The following is a 17,507-nucleotide window of genomic DNA, read 5'->3' on the forward strand; positions in this document are numbered from 1 at the left end:
GGCCCACCAGCGGCGAACTCGTGGGCGTGCCCACCACGACCGCGCCGTCCGGGACCGTGCCACCGGCGACCGTCGCGACGGGCGTCGGCTGACCGCATCGGAGCCAGGGCGCGGCCGCCGCGCAGGCGCAGCGCGAGGTGGCCGTCGGCCACCTCCCGGGCTCCCAGCACTCCGAGGTACGGGACGCGGCGGCGGGCCGCGTCCCGTACCCGGGCGCCCAGCGAGCCGGCGGCGTCGACCTCGACCCGCAGGCCGGCGTCGCGAGCCCGTCGGGCCAGGTCGGCCGCCGCGTCGGCCTGGCCGTCGTCGACGGGCAGCAGCACCAACTGGACGGGCGCGTACCAGGCGGGAAAGGCCCCCTCGTGCACCTCGATGAGGTACGCGAACAGCCGCTCCATGCTGCCGACCAGGCTGCGGTGCACCATCACCGGGCGACGCCGGCTGCCGTCCGAGTCGGTGTACGACAGGTCGAACCGTTCCGGCTTGTCGAAGTCCAGTTGAACGGTGGAGATGGTCGACTCCCGGCCGGCGGCGTCGACGATCTGGATGTCGATCTTCGGACCGTAGAAGGCAGCCTCCCCCGGTGCCTCGACGTACTCCATCCCGGCCAGCGCCTCCCGAAGCAACTCCTCGGCGCGAACCCACTGGGCGTCGTCGCCGACGTACTTCTCGCCCGGCCCGCGCAGCGACAGCCGGAACCCGGCCGGCCGGACACCGAGCGCGGCGTGCGCGGCACGGATCAGCCCGAGGATCTCGACGACCTCCGCGCCGACCTGCTCGGGGGCACAGAAGGTGTGCGCGTCGTTGAGCGAGATGGCGCGTACCCGGGACAGCCCGCCGAGCACACCGGAGCGCTCCGAGCGGTACATCCCGCCCAGCTCCGCGATCCGCAACGGCAACTCCCGGTAGGAACGGCCCCGCGCCCGGAAGACCAGCGCGTGGTGCGGGCAGAGCGCCGGCCGGAGCACGAACTCGTCGTCCGCGCTCAGCCGCATCGGCGGGAACATGTCGTCGGCGAAGTAGCCGAGATGGCCGGAGAGTTCGAAGAGTTCCCGCTTGCCCAGCGGCGGCGAGTAGACGTGCTGGTGGCCGGAGCGGCGCTCCAACTCCCGGACGTACTCCTCGACGGCATGCCGGGCGGCGGCACCGGCCGGCAGCCAGATCGGCAGGCCGGCGCCGGCCAGCGGGTCGGAGACGAAGAGGTCCAGCTCACGGCCGAGCCTACGGTGGTCGATCATGTCGGGCTCCTGGATCGGGTACGACCCGGAGGCGACCTGAGCTCCGTTCGGCGCGCTGCCCTCGGGGCGGATCGCCCCGGGGCCTGGTCGACTGTGGTTACGTCAGAGCGGCGCGCCGGGGACACCCGGCGTCGTGGTCATCACTACCGCGCTGCGCATGTGGCGACCGTACCCGCGCGACCACCGGGGATGCACCCGGATTTCGCGGCGGAGGGGTGGGCCGCCGGCGCGGGACCCGCCGGCGGCCCTGGCGGCCGAATCGTCAGGAACGGGGGACCCGACGGGCGTGGCCGCGCCGACAACGGTACGCCGACGAACGGCGTTCTGCCGCCCGCCTCGAACGGGTGGAACAGCCCCCGAAACCGTCACCCGGCACCGATCGGCCTCGTTATAGCTGGGTGGCCCAGTCGTGTCGACGGTCACGACGGGCCGGGGCCGTCCACCGTGACGCCGGACACGACGTCAGGCTCAAGACACCCAATCGGCCGCATTCGGCGAGGTGGCAGGCGTGCCCGAACTTCTGACTGACGTCGCGTCGCCGACGTGGGCGTACCTCGTGCTGCTCGCGCTGCTGATCGCGGACGCCTTCGTGCCGGTGATCCCCACCCAGATCGTCATGATCACCAGTGGTGCGCTCACCGTCTACGGCGGGCTCAGCCTGCCGGTCACCATCGCCGTCGGCGCGCTCGGCGTATTCGCCGGCGACCTGGCCTGCTACCTGTTGGGGCGCAGCGCACCGGATCGGCGGCCACCCCGGCACGCCGAGCTGAGCCGCGCCCGCCGGGTGGCCAGCCGGGTCACCCAGGGGCTGCGACAACCTGGGCCGCTGGTCATCCTGCTCTGCCGGTTCGTACCCGGCGGGCGGATGGCGGCCTGCTTCTCGGCCGGGCGCAGCCGCTACCCGTACCGCCTGTTCGTCATCTACGAGGCCGTCGCCGCGCTGGGCTGGGCCACCTACGGCGCGCTGGTCGGGCACCTGGGCGGCACCGCCCTGACCGAGTCGGCCTGGCGGCTGGCCATCATCGCCACCGCAGCGGCCGCCGGCTTCGCCGCCGCCGGATGGGCGATGACAGTGGTCAGCGCCCGCCACGCCCGCGCCGCCGCCGCAGTCGCCGCGGTCGACGTCCCCATCGACTGAGTGTCGTTGGATCTGCGGGGTATAAGCTGCACTTATATTGGCAGCATGTGGGACGTCAAACTTCATCCTGAGGTCGAGGAGTGGCATCTTCCACCATGTGAAGGAGCTGCGACCTGGGTCGACTGGCTCCACGGAGGTCCGCATGATCTTCGCTTTTGATCCCGTTCGAGAAGCTGTTTTTCTGGTCGCTGGCGACAAGTCGGGCCAGTGGCAGACTTGGTACAAGACGGCGGTCCCGTTGGTGGACGACCGGTTTCAGGAGCACCTCTCCAGGCTGAGGGAAACACAGAGATGACCGATGGAGCTGACTGGCAGGACGTCAAGGCGAAGGCCCGCGCGCTCGATCCATCCTGGGCAGATCCGGACAGGATCTCCCGGCGCGCTCAACACCGTGAGCAGATGTTGGCAGCGGTCAGTGGGGCGCAGCTGGCGGAGATCCGCAAGCACCTGGGTATGACTCAGGTGCAACTGGCCGAGGCGGCAGGGCTGACGCAGGCGAGGATCAGCCAGATCGAGAATGGCGAGCACACCAGCCTGGAATCACTCCGCGCCTACGTCACCGGCCTGGGTGGTCATCTCGACGTCGTCGCCCGCATTGGGAACATCCAGCTGAACGTCGCCTGACCTGGCGTAGGTCGTCGCGACCATCGGAAGTTCACGGATGCGCATAAGCACGTGACGGCCACCTGCCGGAAGGCCTCTAGGGGTGGTCCCGGGGGACTATTTCGGTGGCTGTCCCGGATTCGGCTGGGGTGTGTGCGGCGACAGGCTGAGGCATGCCTGTTACCCGGAGTACCGGCCTGCTGGCCCTGGGCGGGATCGCCCTGGCGGCGCTGCTCACAGTGATCGGCCACCTCGAAGTCAACGACGACCTCAACCCGTGGGCGTTGACCATCAGCGACTTCGCTGTCTCCGACCGCGGCGGCGTCATCGACATCGCCATGGTGGTGCTCGCGCTCGCCACCGTGGCGTTGCTGTACGGACTTCGCCGCGCCAGCCCACCCCGACCGCGCTCCGGTCGAACGGCAGAGCTGCTGCTCGGCGCGTGGGTGGGTGGGCTGCTGCTGGCCGCCGTGGTGCCGACGAACGAGCCGGGCACCGCCATGACCACCGCCGCCTACCTGCACCGGTACGCGTCGGTGATCGCCTTCCTGGCGTTGCCGGTGGCCGGTTGGTTGCTCGCCCGCCGACCCGACCTGACGCCCGCCGCCCGGACGCTACGCGCCCTGGTCCTGTTGAGCCTGGCCCTGGCGGCGGCGATGATCTGGTCCGCCTACCCCGGCGACCGGATGCTCATCGGCCTGGCCGAACGCCTCCTGATCCTCGCCGAGGTGGCGGTCCTGGTGACGGTGGCGACGAGCCTGACCCGGCCCGCACGCGTCGATCGGGTTACTCCAGCTCGTGCAGCATGAGCTGACGGGCCGCCTCGGTGATGGAGCCGGACAGGCTCGGGTAGATGGTGATGGTCTGGGCCAGCTCATTGACAGTGAGGTTGTTCTCCACAGCCATCGTGATGGGCAGGATCAGCTCGCTGGCCTTCGGCGCGACCACCACACCGCCGATCACCTGACCGCTGGCGGGACGGCAGAACAGCTTCACGAAACCGTCGGAGAGGTCGTCCATCTTGGCCCGGGCGTTGCCGGACAACGGCAGCATCACCTGCCGGGCCGGCACCTTGCCCGCGTCGACCTCGTCCTGCGAGACACCCACGGTGGCCAGCTCCGGGTCGGTGAAGACGTTCGCCGCGACGGTACGCAGCCGCAGCGGGCGGACCGCCTCACCGAGCGCGTGCCACATGGCGATCCGGCCCTGCATGGCGGCGACACTGGCCAGCAGCAGCACGCCCGTGCAGTCGCCGGCGGCGTAGATGCCGGGCACGTTGGTCCGGGAAGCCCGGTCGACGGTCAGGTAACCGCCCCGGCCCAGCTCCACCCCGTACTCGGTCAGACCCAGGTTGGCGGTGTTCGGGATCGAACCGACGGTGATCAGCGCGTGTGAGCCGGTCACCTTGCGGCCGTCGGAGAGCTCCACCTCGACACCGTCGGCGGTACGCCGGACCGCGTCGGCCCGGGAGTTGTTGAGGATCTCCATACCCCGGTTGCGGAACACCCGCTCGATGGCGGAGGCGGCGTCGGCGTCCTCGTGCGGCATCACCCGGTCCCGGCTGGAGACCAGGGTCACCTCGACCCCCATCGCCAGGTACGCGCTGGCGAACTCCGCGCCGGTCACGCCGGACCCGACCACGATCAGGTGCTCGGGCAGCTCCGGCAGGTCGTACACCTGTCGCCAGGTCAGGATGCGCTCACCGTCCGGTACGGCGGTGGGCAGCTGACGGGGCGTCGAGCCGGTGGCCACCAGCACGGTGGACGCGTCGATCGAGTATTCCTCGCCGCCGTCGGCGGGGGTGACGACGACCCGGTGGGTGTGCCCGAGAGAGTCCTCGCCGAGCCGGGCGGTGCCGGCCACGAAGGTGACTCCCGCCTTCAGCAGCTTGGCGTGGATGTCCGCGGACTGCGCCAGGGCCAGCCGCTTGACCCGCCCGTGCACCGCGCGCGCGTCGACGGTGACCGCCTCCAGGCCGTCCGAGTGCACCCCGAACTCCTCGGTGTCGCGGTAGCCGGTGACCACCCCCGAGCTGGCGATGAAGGTCTTCGACGGTACGCAGTCGGAGAGCACGCAGGCACCACCCGCACCGTCGGCCTCCACCACTGTGACATCGGCGTCCAGCTGGGCGGCGACCAGTGCCGCCTCGTACCCGGCCGGCCCTCCGCCGATGATCACGATCCGGCTCACAGCGTTCGCCCTTCGTCCATGCTCACAGTGACTTTCTTCTCCCGAGCGCATTCGACACGCACTGTCGTATTCTCCCCCACCCGTCGGCCGGGCTATCGTCATCGCCGTGCGTCATCACGCCGCCTACGGCTCAAATCTCGATCCCGCCCGGATGCGCGCCTACTGTCCGCATTCGCCGATGGTCGGCACCGGCTGGCTGGAGGGCTGGCGGCTGACCTTCGCCGGGGCGGACATGATCGGCTGGGAGGGCGCGGTGAGCACCCTCGTCGAATCTCCCGGCGACCGGGTCTTCGTGGCGCTCTACGACATCCACCCCTACGACGCGGGCCAACTCGACGAACTCGAGGGGGTGACCGCCGGCACGTACCGCAAGCTGCACGTCCGGGTCTCCACCCTCGACGGCGACGTGACCGCCTGGATCTACGTCTTCAACGGGTACGAGGGTGGCCTGCCGACCTCCTGGTACCTGTCGGAGATCGCGAACGCCGCCGAGAAGGCGGGCGCCCCGGACGACTACGTCACCGAGCTGCGGGCCCGCCCCACCGGCACCGCCTCGGCGTAGCAGCGCGTATCGCACGCCCCCAGTGTGCTACCGCCGTCGAGCGGAGCGCCGGTCGGGCCGGACCGGGGTCGTCAATCACACACCGGCCGCCGGCACGGAAAGTTCGTACATGTCGGTCCACTGGGTCTCCCGCAGGCCCACCGACCGGTACAGCGACAGCGGGGCGGTCGGGTTGGTGAGGTCGACGCCCAGGCCGACCGCACGCCGCCCCTTCTCGGCGTAGCGGGCGAAGGCGCGGCGCAGCAACGCCGCACCCACACCCCGGCGACGGTACGCGGACCGCACCGACAGACTCTTCACCCAGCCCGACTGCTGGTCGAGCGCCTGGTCCGAGGACTGCAACGCGCCGACCGGCACCCCGTCCACCTCGGCGACGAACCACTCGTCCCAGGCGGTCAGGTCGCCGATCCGGGCCCGCCACCGCTCGTACGACAGCGGCTCGTGGTCCGGGGTGTCGCCGAAGGCGTCCTCGTAGATCCGGTGGAACTCCACCAGATCGGTCTCGTCGTCCGGGCGGACCGGCCGCACCGTCACCGCCGACGGCCCGGTCGGCTCGTCGGGCAGGTCGTCCAGCGGCCGGCTCATCCGGACGTACCGCTTGACGAGGGCGAACCCGAGCCCGCGCAGGGCGTGTTCCCAGTCACGTTCCGGCGCGAAGACCGCGCAGCGGACGGTGAGTGACGGCAGCCCCCGCTCGGCGGCGCGCTCGGCGACGCGGTCCAGTTGGCGCAGCAGCAACGGCGCGCGGACGGCGGCGGCCCGTACCGGATCGACGTAGACCTCCACGAACTCCCGGCCCACCCCGGTCGGGTTGTCCACCGTCGCCCAGCCGACAACGGTGTCGTCGGGGTCGATGGCCAGCCAGGAGTCCCGGATCGGGTCGAAGTGGGGGGCGGTCAGCGACGCCGCGACGTCCTCGGCGTCGAAGTCGGGATGACCGATGGCGAAGGTGTCGGCGGCGTGCACCACCGCGAGGATCGCCGGCACGTCGTCGAGGGTGGGTCGGCGCGTCGTCCAACCAGCGGGAAGGGTCACGGCAGGACATCCTGGCAGCCGATCCGCTCCGACGCCGCCCATTTTTCCGGCCGACGGGAGGCTCAGCCGAGGTCGACCCGGGTACGGTGCAGCAACTCCACCAACTCCGCGCCGTCGGCGGGCCCGAGGGCCGTGAACGCCGGCGCGGCCAGTCGGTTGGTCACCGCCTCCGCCCAGAGCCGGCGGCGCACCAACGGCCCGATCGGCGGGTACGGCGGCGGCCAGCCACAGGCCACCGCCCCGGCCTCGCCCTCCGGCCCGGACAGCACGGCCTCCAGCGGGGTCATCCCGGCCGCGCGTACCGCCAGCAGGTAGGCGCCGGTGAAGTGTTCCCGGAGCAGCCGCAGCCCGGCGGCGCTGCGAGCCCCGGGTGAGAGATCCGGAAGCGGCATGGCCCGCCACGCGGCGAAGAGCGGCATCCCACTGGCCTCCGCCGCCACCACCGCCCGCTCGACGAGCGCCGACAGGCGCTCGGTGCCGGGCAGCGGGCCGAGCTGCTGCGCCCCCCACCGGCAGCACTCGGCGAGGCTCGCGGCGGCCACCTCGAACGGCGGAACGACCCGGGCGGCGGCGTCCCAACCATCGGCGACCGCGTCCGGGGCGATGAACCCGAGGGAGGCGGCGGCCGTCTCGGCCCGGACACCGCCGAGCGCGCCGGCCCGGCCGCTGATGTAGAAGGCCCAGCCGGAGATGCCGAGCAGTCGGGCCCGGCGCAACGTGGTCGGGTCTCGACTGAAAGCGTCGCCCAGGTCGAGCACGACAGGCTTACTGGCGGCCGCGACCTGCTCCGGAGTCACCGCGCCGCCCCGCTCGGGCAACCCGGCCCGGCGACCACGACCACGCCCCGACCCGGGGCCACTCGCCGTGTAGGGCGCGCACACTCGTCGTCGTCCATCGATGCTCAGTCTGCCGCGCCATTGCCCGCGTCCGCATCCCCCTCTTCGGCCGCCAGTGCCTCGACCGCCGCCTCGACCTCACCGGCACGCCGCCGGGCCACGGTGACCGCCCGCTCGGCGGCACGCCGGGCGAGCTTGGCCCGGCTGAGATCCTGCTCGGCGACCGCGCGCCGCCGCTCCAGCTCGGCCAACTCGGCCTCAAGGCGATCGAGTACGGCCACACCGTCGCGCTCCTGCCCGGTCGCCTCGGTCAGCTCGGTCTCCGCCCGCTCCTGGTCGGCCTGGGCCTTCGCCAACTCCCGGTCCAGGGCGCGGCGCTGCCGGGCCCGCTCGGCTCGGGCCGCTCGCTGTGCGGCCCGTTCGGCCTGCTCGGCACGCTCGGCCGCCCGGTCCGTACGCGGTGCCGCCTCGGGACGGCCCCGTTGGGGGCCGGGTCGGCGGGCCGGGCGTTCCTCCTCGCGCTCCTCGTCATCGTCGGTGACCAGTCGCAGTTGCGGCCGGGGCACCTCGCCGAAGCCGGCGTAGCTGGCCGCCCGCAGCAGGCGGCCCGCCCGCACCTGCTCGGCGACCTCGACGTCGGAGAACGCCGCGTTCAGCGTCGCCTCCACCTCGGCCAGGGGCAGCCGGCTCGCCGGTGGCGCGTCCGGCTCGGCCGCGGCGAGCTTGCGAACCTCGGCGACCAGGGCGCCGACCACCGCCCGGCGTTGCGCTGACAGCTCCCGCAGTCGGGGCCCCCGCAACTCCCGCTGGGCGACTCGCAGGGCGTCGGCGAGCTGCACCAGATCGGCGACCAGCTCCGGGCGTCCGATGGCGAGCAGGTTCACCAACCAGGCGGCCACCGTCGGGCGACGCAGCCGGGCCAGTTGCCGGGCGGTGGCCGCGTCGCCGGCCCGGCGGGCCTCGGCCACAGCGAGGTCCCGGGCGGCCACGAACCGGTCCGGTGGGGTGCGGTAGAGCTGCTGCACCAGCTCCGCGGAGAGGCCGGGCATCGGGTCAGACGTCCACCCGGCTACCGGGCTCCAGTCGCTGGTACTCGGTGCCGGACAGCGCTGTGTACTGCCTGTCGAGCACGCCCAGCCCCTTGTCGTTGAGCAACGCGTCGTGCAGGGCGTACGCGCGCCGTGGCGCGACCGCGCGGATGAAGTCGACCACCTCGGAAAACTTCGACCAGGGGGCGTGGATCGGCGCGAAGAGCGTGTCGACGGGGGTCTCGTCGGGCACGACCAGGGAGTCGCCCGGGTGGTAGACCACGTCGTTGATCAGGTAACCGAGGTTGTCGACCACCGGGATGTCGGGGTGGATCACGGCGTGCCGCCCCCCGTACGCGCGCACGGCGACCCCGGCGGCGGTGAACGACTCACCGACGCTGACCGGGCGCAGCACGTCGGCCGCGTCGCCCAGGGCCTCGCCGAGCGAGGCGGGCCCGTGGATCGGGAACGGCTGTCGGTCGAGTTGGAGGCGCACCGCTGCCAGATCGAGGTGGTCGGGGTGTTCGTGGGTGATCAGCACCGCGTCCGCACCGTCCAGCGCCGCCGCTGGGTCGCTGAACACCCCGGGATCGACGACGAGCACTCCCCCGTCGTGTTCCACCCGAAGGCAGGAATGGGCGTACTTGGTGAGCCGCATCGTGACTCCTCGATTATCGAATCGTGACGTCCTCAGCGCAGTCTGCCGGAACCAGCCGGTGTGCGCGTCGCGTCCGAGCTATCGCCACACCGGTTGACGACGATGGGAGCGGGGATGGACGGACAGGCGGGACGACACCGCAGTGCGCTGCTGGCGGCGACGACACTGGCGGCGGCCCTGGCGCTGACGGGGTGCGGTGCCGGCGACAGCGGGGCGCAGGACAGCGCGGGCACGGCGGCCGAGGCGCCAGCCGCCAACGGCGGTGAGGTGAACCGGGACGCCGCCGCGGGCGCACCGGAGGGGGCCGGCGCGGGCGCACCCGACCTACGGGTCGACCAGCGGGCGATCATCTACACCGGAAAGATGCGGGTGCAGGTGGACGATGTGGACTCTGCCGCCCGCGAGGCCACCGCCGCGGCCGGTCGGGCCGGCGGCTTCGTCGGCGGCGACCAGCGGCACAGCGCCGACGCCGACGCGGTGGCGGAGTTGGAGTTGCGGGTGCCGGCGGCGAAGTTCACCGGCGTGGTGGAGGAGATCGCGAAGCTCGGTCGGCAGCAGAGCCGGGAGATCAACACTCAGGACGTCACCGAGGAGACTGTCGACCTGGAGGCCCGGATCACCAGTCAGCGGGCCCGGGTGGAGAGCGCCCGCCGGTTGCTGTCCCGGGCCACCTCGATCACCGACCTGGTGTCGCTGGAGAACGAGTTGGGTCGACGGGAGGCCGACCTGGCCTCGCTGGAAGCCAAGAAGCGACGCCTGGCCGACCTGACCGCCCTCTCCACGATCACCGTGTCGCTGGCCGGGCCGGCGGCGAAGGACACCGAGGAGAAGGCCGAGACCGGCTTCCTGGTCGGACTCAGGGGCGGCTGGAAGGCGTTCGTCGTCTCGATGACCGTCCTGCTCACGGTGCTGGGCGCACTGCTGCCGTGGCTGGTGGCGCTGGGCGTACCGCTGGTGGCGCTGCTGGTGGTGCTGCGCCGACGGCGCAAGCCCTCGGCTCCGGTCGCGCCGGTCAGCGCGCCGCCGCCAGTGCCCGCAACGCGGTCTGCACCATGACGCGGACGCCGACCGCGATGGACCGCTCGTCCACGTCGAAGCTCGCCCGGTGCAGGTCGACGTTGGGGCCGGCGCGACCCACGCCGAGCCGGGCGAGGGCACCGGGGACGTACTCCAGGTACCAGGAGAAGTCCTCGCCGCCCATGCTCTGCGGTGTCTCGGCGATCCCGTCCGGACCGAGGGCGGCGGCGGTGGCGGCGGTCAGCACCTGGATGGCGCGGGCGTCGTTGCACACCGGCGGCCGGCCGCGCAGGTATTCCAGGTCGACAGTGGCACCGGTCGGCGCGATCACGTCCCGCACCACCTGAGCGACGATCTTGGGAGCCTTCTCCCAGGTGTCGCGATCCATCACCCGGAGGGTGCCGGACGCGCTCGCCTCGGACGGGATGACGTTGTAGCGGGTGCCGGCCGAGGCGTGGCCGAAGACCAGCAGCAGGCCGCTGTTGGCCGGCACCCGGCGACTGACCAGGGCCGGCACCTCGGTGATCAGCCGACCGAGCGCGTCGACCATGTCGACGGTCAGGTGCGGGCGGGCGGTGTGCCCGCCCGGGCCGGAGAGTCGGACGGTCACGTTGTCGGCGGCCGCGGTGATCGGGCCGACCCGCAGGCCGACCTGGCCCACCGGCAGGTTCGGGTCGCAGTGCAGCGCGAAGATCTGCACCACGTCGTCCAGGCCGCCGGCCTCGATGACCTCCAGCGAACCGCAGGGCAGGATCTCCTCGGCCGGCTGGAAGATGAGCCGGACCCGACCGTCCAGCTCACCGAGGTCGGCGAGTTGGGCCAGCAGCATGCCGACGCCGAGCAGGACCGAGGTGTGCACGTCGTGCCCGCAGGCGTGGCAGACGCCCTCCACGGTCGACCGGTACGGGACGTCCTTGGGGTCGTCCAGCGGCAGCGCGTCGATGTCGGCGCGCAGCGCCACGACCGGGCCGTCCGGCCTGCCGTTGACGTCGCAGATCACGCCGTTGCCCTTGGGCAGCAGGCGCGGGCTCAGCCCGGCCAGCGACAACTCCCGGGCGATCAGCGCGGCCGTCTCGAACTCGTTGCCGGAAAGCTCAGGGTGCGAGTGGAGGTGACGGCGCGTAGCGATCAGCCCCGGTACCCGGAGCGCGAGAAGGTGGTCCAGCTCGCGGGGCAGGGGCTCGGATCCCGGTGGCGTCTCCGGCCAGGACGACGCCAGCTGGCCACTCGTGGGCAGCGTCAACGCACTCGTCACGTCGAATTCTCGATCACTAGAAATGGATGGATCATCGGGGACAGCAGACAGCCTAGACCTCCGACGGTGACGCTGCGCAACCTCGTTACGGTAATGATCGGACCGCGCAGAGTCACGTATGCCCTGCTGGGGCCGCTCGTCAAGGTGAGGGACAGCAGGTAGATCACGGTCGAATGCCGTCATCAGCCCCTCACCTCCTACAACGCGTAACCGATCGCTGCGGTTCCGAATCCCAGTCGACAGTCGGAGACCCGTTGCCAAATTGTCGCATTAGTCGGTGTGATGAACTGACACTCCGACAATTAGCCGACCACACAGCGCAACGAGCCGGATAAGGACGCTCACACGCACCCACCCGCCGTGGGCGCACAGGGTGTGCGTCCCGGCTCAACCGACCGAATACCCGCTGAGAGCGCCGGACACACCGCGCCCCGATGCCGCAGTCGCGGCTCGCCCCGATGCCGCAGTCGCGGCTCGCCCCGATGCCGCAGTCGCGGCTCGCCCCGAGGCCGCAGTCACGGCTGGACGCTCAGAATCGGTCGGTGGGGCGGTACAACCCCCACACCTCACGCAACGTCCCGCAGACCTCACCCACTGTCGCCCGAGCCCGCAGTGCCTCCTTCATCGGGTACAACACGTTCTCCGTACCCTCGGCGGCGGCCCGAAGATCGGCGAGCGCCCGTGCCACCGCGTCGGCGTCCCGCTCGGAGCGCAACCGGGCCAACCGGTCGGCCTGGGCCGCCTCGATCGTCGGGTCGACCCGCAACGGCTCGTACGGCTCCTCCTCGTCCACCGTGAACCGGTTGAGCCCGACCACCACCCGCTCCCCCGAGTCGATCTCCTGGGCGATCCGGTACGCGGACTGCTCGATCTCCCGCTTCTGGAACCCGGCCTCGATCGCGTCCACCGCCGAGCCGTGGTCGGCCACCCGCTCCATCAACTCGACGGCGGCGGCCTCGATCTCGGCGGTCATCGCCTCCACCACGTACGACCCGGCGAACGGGTCGACGGTGGAAGTCAGGTCCGTCTCATAGGCCAGCACCTGCTGGGTACGCAGCGCGAGCCGGGCCGCCTTCTCGGTGGGCAGCGCGATCGCCTCGTCGAAGCTGTTGGTGTGCAGCGACTGGGTGCCACCGAGCACGGCGCCCAGACCCTGCACCGCCACCCGAACCAGGTTCACCTCCGGCTGCTGGGCGGTGAGCTGCACGCCCGCGGTCTGGGTGTGGAACCGCAGCATCATCGACTTCGGATCCTTGGCGCCGAAGTCGTCACGCATCAGCCGAGCCCAGATCCGCCGGGCGGCGCGGAACTTTGCCACCTCCTCCAGCAGCGTGGTGCGGGCCACGAAGAAGAACGACAGCCGGGGCGCGAAGTCGTCGACGGCGAGCCCGGCGGCCAGCGCCGCCCGCACGTACTCCACCCCGTTGGCCAGCGTGAACGCGATCTCCTGCGCGGGCGTCGCGCCGGCCTCCGCCATGTGGTAGCCCGAGATGGAGATGGTGTTCCACTTCGGCACCTCGCTGCGGCAGTACGCGAACGTGTCGGCCACCAGGCGCAGCGACGGCTTCGGCGGGAAGATGTACGTCCCCCGGGCGATGTACTCCTTGAGGATGTCGTTCTGGATGGTGCCGTTGAGCGCCGTGCCCGGCACCCCGTTCTCCTCGGCGACGAGTTGGTAGAGCAGCAGCAGCACCGAACCGGGCGCGTTGATGGTCATCGAGGTGGACACCTTGTCCAGTGGAATGTCGGCGAAGAGCAGCCGCATGTCCTCGATGGAGTCGATCGCGACACCCACCTTGCCGACCTCGCCGTGCGCGATCGGCTCGTCCGAGTCGTAGCCCATCTGGGTCGGCAGGTCGAACGCGACCGAGAGGCCCATCGTGCCGGCCCGCAACAACTGGTGGTACCGCGCGTTGGACTCGGTGGCGGTGCCGAAGCCGGCGTACTGGCGCATCGTCCACGGGCGGGAGGTGTACATGGTGGGGTAGACACCCCGGGTGTACGGAAACTCGCCCGGGCTGCCGAGCCGGGAGTCCAGTTCCTCCGGAAGGTCGGCCTCCGTGTAGACGCCGTTGATCGGAAAACCGGACTCACTTGACCGCCGTTGGTTCATCCCCGGATGGTAGGACGCCTGGCCACGTCGCCGGGTGAGGGATACCGCACAGTGCGTCCCGACCGGTCGACACCAGGTGAACGACAGGGCACGTTCTGTCGACTTCGACAAACGTCCGCCGCGTCGGCTTTCGCATCCGGCGTCGGAACCAGCAAGATAGGGGGGTTGTGTCCCAGCCCCCCTCGATTTCCCCCGGTGGCTTTTCTGTGACTCAGATCCCGACGTGGAGCGGCGGACCAGTCAGTCCCGCCAACGGACGAGCGGCGCCCGGCACCACCATTGGTGACCGGTACTCGCTGCGGTCCTCGGTGGGCAACGGCGGCATGGGCACGGTGTGGCGCGCCACAGACACCCTGCTGCGCCGTGACGTGGCGGTGAAGGAGGTCGTCCTGCCCCCGGGGCTGGCCCCCAGCGACCGCGACGCGATGTACGAACGCACCCTGCGCGAGGCCCGCGCCGCCGCCGCCATCCAGCACCCCGCCGTGGTGCAGGTGTACGACGTGGTCACCGAGGCGGGCCGGCCGTGGATCGTGATGGAGCTGCTGGACGCCCGCAGCCTCGCCGACATGGTGATCGAGGACGGGCCGGTCGCGCCCCGGGCCGTCGCCAAGATCGGCATCGCGCTGCTCGGCGCGTTGGAGGTCGCGCACGCGATCGGCGTCCTGCACCGCGACGTCAAACCCGCCAACGTGCTGATCTGCACCGACGGGCGCTGCGTGCTGACCGACTTCGGGGTCGCCCGGATGCCCACCGACGTGCAGCTCACCACCCCGGGCATGGTGCTCGGCTCACCGCACTTCATCTCGCCCGAGCGGGCCATGGGCCAGGAGTTCGGGCCGCCGAGTGACCTCTTCTCGCTGGGTGTGACGCTCTACACAGCTGTCGAGGGGCGCCCCCCGTTCGACAAGGGCGACCCGATCGAGACCATGCACGCCGTGGTGGAGGACCCGCCCGCCCCACCGCAGCGCAGCGGCCCGCTGACCCGGGTGCTGATGGGTCTGCTCGAGAAGGACCCGGCACGCCGACTCGACGTGCACACCTCCCGGGCCATGCTGCGCGAGCTGCTCGCCGGCCCGCTGGGCAGCACCGCGACGGCTGTGCACTCGGTCACCGACCCGTACGCCGTGGTGCCGGTGCAGCATCGCCCCATCCCCGTCCTCCCGCCGCCCCAGCCGGAGCCGAAGCCGGACAGCCAGATCGGCGGTAAGGCGATGCTGGCCCCGGGCGAGTCCCTGACCGACCGGCTGGCCTCGCTGCGCCGGGGCGAGCGCCCGCAGGCGGCAGCTCGCCCGGCCGGCACCAGCGGGGGCCTCGACGAGACCAGCGCCGACGCGTTGGCCGGCCCGCTGCACACGCCGACCGGCGCGATGCCGACGACGGGCCGACCGGCGGCCGGGCGCACCTACGGCGGCAACGCGGACGCCACCCAGCGGGTGGACGCCGGCGGGCACCCCGACGCCACCCAGCGGGTCAGCTACGGCAGCCCGGCCGATGCCACCCAGCAGGTCGGGTACGGCGGCGCAGCACCGGAGGCCACCCAGCGCGTCGGCGGCACCTACGGCGGCGGCAACCAGTGGTCGGTGCCGGGCACCGGCCAACCCTGGGCGACCACGCCCGCCGCTTCGGGCGGCAGCGCGCTGGACAAGGCCCGGGCCACCGGTGGTCAGCTCGTCACCACGGTCAAGGGCTGGCCGCGCAAGGTGCAGCTCGCCGCGGCCGGCGGCCTGGTCGTCGTGCTGCTGCTCACCGCGGTGGCGCTCTCCGGCGGCGACGACGCCCCGCCGAGCACCCCGGCCGCGCAGCCCACCGCGTCCGCCCCGGCGGCCCCCACCGTCGAGATGCAGGAGCACACGGCCCGCGGAATCCAGGTCATGGTGCCGAAGGGCTGGAAGAAGGCCACCGGCGGCTCGTACACCGACTACATCGACCCGGCCGACAGCGGCCGCAAGGTCCGGATCATCACCGAGAAGTGGACCAGCAGCTCCGTCCGGTGGGCCGAGACGGCCGAGAACGGCCTCAAGACCCGGAGCACCTCCTGCGTCAAGCCGTACAACCAGATCTCCTCCACCGAGACCGAGCTGGCCAGCAAGCCGGCAGCCGAATTCGAGTACACCTGCGGCGCGGGTGACGCGATGCGGCACGGTGTCTGGCGGGGCGTCGCGCAGGACGGCAAGGCGTATTCGTTCTACCTCACCGCCACGGACGCCAAGTTCGCGGAGAGCAAGGCGATCTTCGACGAGATGGCACGGACGTTCCAGCTCACCGGGAACGGCTGAGCCGGAGGGAACCCACAGGGATGATCCGTCGCCGTGCTATCAAGGGGCATGGCGGCGGACAGCACTGACATCGACGACATTCGCGAGCAAGCCCGGCGTTGGTTGGCCGACGACCCCGACCCGGCCAGCCGGGACGAGCTGACGGCGGTGCTCGACGGTCTCCCGGCGAGCGGCCCGGAGCTGGCCGACCGGTTCGCCGGCCCGCTGACCTTCGGCACGGCGGGCCTGCGCGGCCCGCTGCGCGCCGGCCCGAACGGGATGAACCTCGCCGTTGTCACCCAGGCCGCTGCCGGCCTGGTCACCTGGCTCGCGGCCCAGGGTGGCACCGGTCCGCTGGTGATCGGGTACGACGCCCGGCACGGCTCCCGGCAGTTCGCCGAGCGCACGGCCCAGGTGGCGACCGGCGCTGGCCGGCCGGCGCTGTTGCTGCCCCGCCCGCTGCCCACCCCGGTGCTGGCGTACGCCGTGCGGCACCTCGGCGGTGTCGCCGGCGTGATGGTCACGGCCAGCCACAACCCGCCGCAGGACAACGGTTACAAGGTCTACCTCGGCGCGGAGCTGGGCGGCGAGTTGGGCGCCGGCGCGCAGATCGTGCCACCCGCCGACGCCGGTATTGAGGCCGCCATCCGATCGGTCGGGCCGCTGGCCCAGGTGCCGTTGGGCGAGCCCGGTCAGGTGCTCGGCGACGACCTGGTCGCCTCGTACGTCGAACGGGCCACCGCGGTGATCGACCCGGACGGGCCACGGGACCTGACTGTGGCGTACACCCCGCTGCACGGGGTGGGCGCGGCGGTGCTCACCGCCGCCTTCGCCAGCGCTGGTTTCCCGACCCCCGGGGTGGTGCCCGACCAGGCCGAGCCGGACCCGGCGTTCCCCACCGTGTCGTTCCCCAACCCGGAGGAGCCGGGTGCGGTGGATCGGCTGATCGCCCTGGCCGACTCCACCGGCGCGGACCTCGCCATCGCCAACGACCCGGACGCCGACCGTTGCGCGGTGGTCGTCCGGGACCGCGACGGCTGGCGGATGCTGCGGGGCGACGAGGTGGGCGTCCTGCTCGCCGATCACCTGATGCGCCGGGGGGTGACCGGGCTCTACGCCACCACCATCGTGTCGTCGTCACTGCTGCGGGCGATGTGCGCAGCCCGGGGCCTGCCCTACGACGAGACGCTGACCGGCTTCAAGTGGATCGTGCGGGCCGGCGGAGGAAGCGCGCCGTTGGTCTTCGGCTACGAGGAGGCGCTCGGCTACTGCGTCGCCCCGGAACACGTCCGGGACAAGGACGGCATCACCGCCGCGCTGACAGTGGCCGAGTTGGCCGCCGGCCTGAAGACGCAAGGTCGCACGCTGACCGACCGGCTGGACGAGCTGGCTGCCGAGTTCGGCGTACACCACACGGACCAGCTTTCCGCCCGGGTGGACGACCTGCGGGTCATCGCCGACGCGATGGCCCGGATCCGGGCGGTCACCCCGGCCACCCTGCTCGGGCAGCCGGTGGACAGCGTCCGGGACCTGCTGCCCGAGTCGGACGTGGTGATCCTGCGGACCGCGGCGGCCCGGG

Annotated in this window: 16 protein-coding genes; 8 read left to right on the plus strand and 8 right to left on the minus strand. The window is 71.9% G+C overall.

Annotated features, from left to right (window positions below; all coding sequences use genetic code 11):
• On the minus strand, positions 1 to 1,238 hold a 1,238-nt coding region (gene thrS / locus ABZ749_RS10290), incomplete at its 3' end, for a threonine--tRNA ligase (protein WP_357225558.1).
• 508 nt (positions 1,239 to 1,746) lie between these two features.
• On the opposite strand from thrS, the gene ABZ749_RS10295 reads away from it, so the two are divergent.
• From ABZ749_RS10295 to ABZ749_RS10310, 4 genes are all read left to right on the plus strand, one after another.
• The gene (locus ABZ749_RS10295; RefSeq protein ID WP_357225561.1) at positions 1,747 to 2,376 is read left to right on the plus strand and encodes a DedA family protein; all 630 of its coding nucleotides are present in this window, start codon (positions 1,747 to 1,749) and stop codon (positions 2,374 to 2,376) included.
• 142 nt (positions 2,377 to 2,518) lie between these two features.
• A complete protein-coding gene (locus ABZ749_RS10300) occupies positions 2,519 to 2,671 on the plus strand; it encodes a hypothetical protein (RefSeq protein ID WP_357225565.1) in 153 nt (50 codons plus the stop codon).
• On the plus strand, positions 2,668 to 3,000 hold the full coding sequence (locus ABZ749_RS10305; RefSeq protein WP_112588195.1) for a helix-turn-helix transcriptional regulator: 333 nt from the start codon (positions 2,668 to 2,670) through the stop codon (positions 2,998 to 3,000). Before ABZ749_RS10300 ends, ABZ749_RS10305 begins: the two co-directional genes overlap by 4 nt.
• A 152-nt stretch (positions 3,001 to 3,152) precedes the next feature.
• Positions 3,153 to 3,788: a DUF998 domain-containing protein gene (locus tag ABZ749_RS10310; protein WP_357225570.1), complete on the plus strand. Its 636-nt coding sequence runs from the start codon at positions 3,153 to 3,155 to the stop codon at positions 3,786 to 3,788.
• On the opposite strand, the gene ABZ749_RS10315 is transcribed toward ABZ749_RS10310, so the two are convergent.
• Positions 3,766 to 5,169, minus strand: coding sequence for an NAD(P)H-quinone dehydrogenase (locus tag ABZ749_RS10315; protein ID WP_112588199.1), 1,404 nt, complete (start codon positions 5,167 to 5,169; stop codon positions 3,766 to 3,768). The two genes, ABZ749_RS10310 and ABZ749_RS10315, sit on opposite strands and share 23 nt — an antisense overlap.
• Before the next feature lie 106 nt (positions 5,170 to 5,275).
• Between ABZ749_RS10315 and ABZ749_RS10320 the strand changes: the two genes are divergently transcribed.
• Positions 5,276 to 5,731 carry a gamma-glutamylcyclotransferase gene (locus tag ABZ749_RS10320; RefSeq protein ID WP_355009477.1) on the plus strand — a complete coding sequence of 152 codons (456 nt, stop codon included), beginning with the start codon at positions 5,276 to 5,278 and terminating at the stop codon, positions 5,729 to 5,731.
• A gap of 75 nt (positions 5,732 to 5,806) precedes the next feature.
• Here the strand turns inward: ABZ749_RS10320 and ABZ749_RS10325 are convergent, their stop codons facing one another.
• The 4 genes from ABZ749_RS10325 to ABZ749_RS10340 form a co-directional block, all read right to left on the minus strand.
• Positions 5,807 to 6,766, minus strand: a complete 960-nt coding sequence (locus ABZ749_RS10325) for a GNAT family N-acetyltransferase (protein WP_357225576.1) — start codon at positions 6,764 to 6,766, stop codon at positions 5,807 to 5,809.
• A 62-nt stretch (positions 6,767 to 6,828) separates the two neighbouring features.
• The gene (locus ABZ749_RS10330; protein ID WP_357225581.1) at positions 6,829 to 7,563 is read right to left on the minus strand and encodes a hypothetical protein; all 735 of its coding nucleotides are present in this window, start codon (positions 7,561 to 7,563) and stop codon (positions 6,829 to 6,831) included.
• Between the two features lie 104 nt (positions 7,564 to 7,667).
• Positions 7,668 to 8,651 carry a hypothetical protein gene (locus ABZ749_RS10335; RefSeq protein WP_357225585.1) on the minus strand — a complete coding sequence of 328 codons (984 nt, stop codon included), beginning with the start codon at positions 8,649 to 8,651 and terminating at the stop codon, positions 7,668 to 7,670.
• A gap of 4 nt (positions 8,652 to 8,655) precedes the next feature.
• Positions 8,656 to 9,288: an MBL fold metallo-hydrolase gene (locus ABZ749_RS10340; RefSeq protein WP_357225589.1), complete on the minus strand. Its 633-nt coding sequence runs from the start codon at positions 9,286 to 9,288 to the stop codon at positions 8,656 to 8,658.
• 93 nt (positions 9,289 to 9,381) lie between these two features.
• Here ABZ749_RS10340 and ABZ749_RS10345 point away from each other — a divergent pair, with 93 nt between their 5' ends.
• Positions 9,382 to 10,344 (plus strand): DUF4349 domain-containing protein, encoded by a 963-nt coding sequence (locus ABZ749_RS10345; protein WP_357225593.1) that lies wholly within the window; start codon positions 9,382 to 9,384, stop codon positions 10,342 to 10,344.
• Here ABZ749_RS10345 and ABZ749_RS10350 read toward each other — a convergent pair.
• Positions 10,301 to 11,560, minus strand: coding sequence for an amidohydrolase (locus ABZ749_RS10350; RefSeq protein ID WP_355009483.1), 1,260 nt, complete (start codon positions 11,558 to 11,560; stop codon positions 10,301 to 10,303). The genes ABZ749_RS10345 and ABZ749_RS10350 overlap by 44 nt on opposite strands.
• Positions 11,561 to 12,089: 529 nt before the next feature.
• The gene (locus ABZ749_RS10355; protein ID WP_355009484.1) at positions 12,090 to 13,673 is read right to left on the minus strand and encodes a methylmalonyl-CoA mutase family protein; all 1,584 of its coding nucleotides are present in this window, start codon (positions 13,671 to 13,673) and stop codon (positions 12,090 to 12,092) included.
• Positions 13,674 to 13,879: 206 nt separating this feature from the next.
• On the opposite strand from ABZ749_RS10355, the gene ABZ749_RS10360 reads away from it, so the two are divergent.
• Both ABZ749_RS10360 and ABZ749_RS10365 read left to right on the plus strand, forming a co-directional pair.
• A complete protein-coding gene (locus ABZ749_RS10360; protein WP_357225597.1) occupies positions 13,880 to 15,949 on the plus strand; it encodes a protein kinase in 2,070 nt (689 codons plus the stop codon).
• 48 nt (positions 15,950 to 15,997) lie between these two features.
• The coding region (locus ABZ749_RS10365; RefSeq protein WP_357225600.1) for a phospho-sugar mutase at positions 15,998 to 17,507 on the plus strand (1,510 nt) is incomplete at its 3' end.

Origin of the sequence: Micromonospora sp. NPDC047753, from assembly GCF_040642735.1 — a bacterium.
Classification (GTDB): Bacteria; Actinomycetota; Actinomycetes; order Mycobacteriales; family Micromonosporaceae; genus Micromonospora.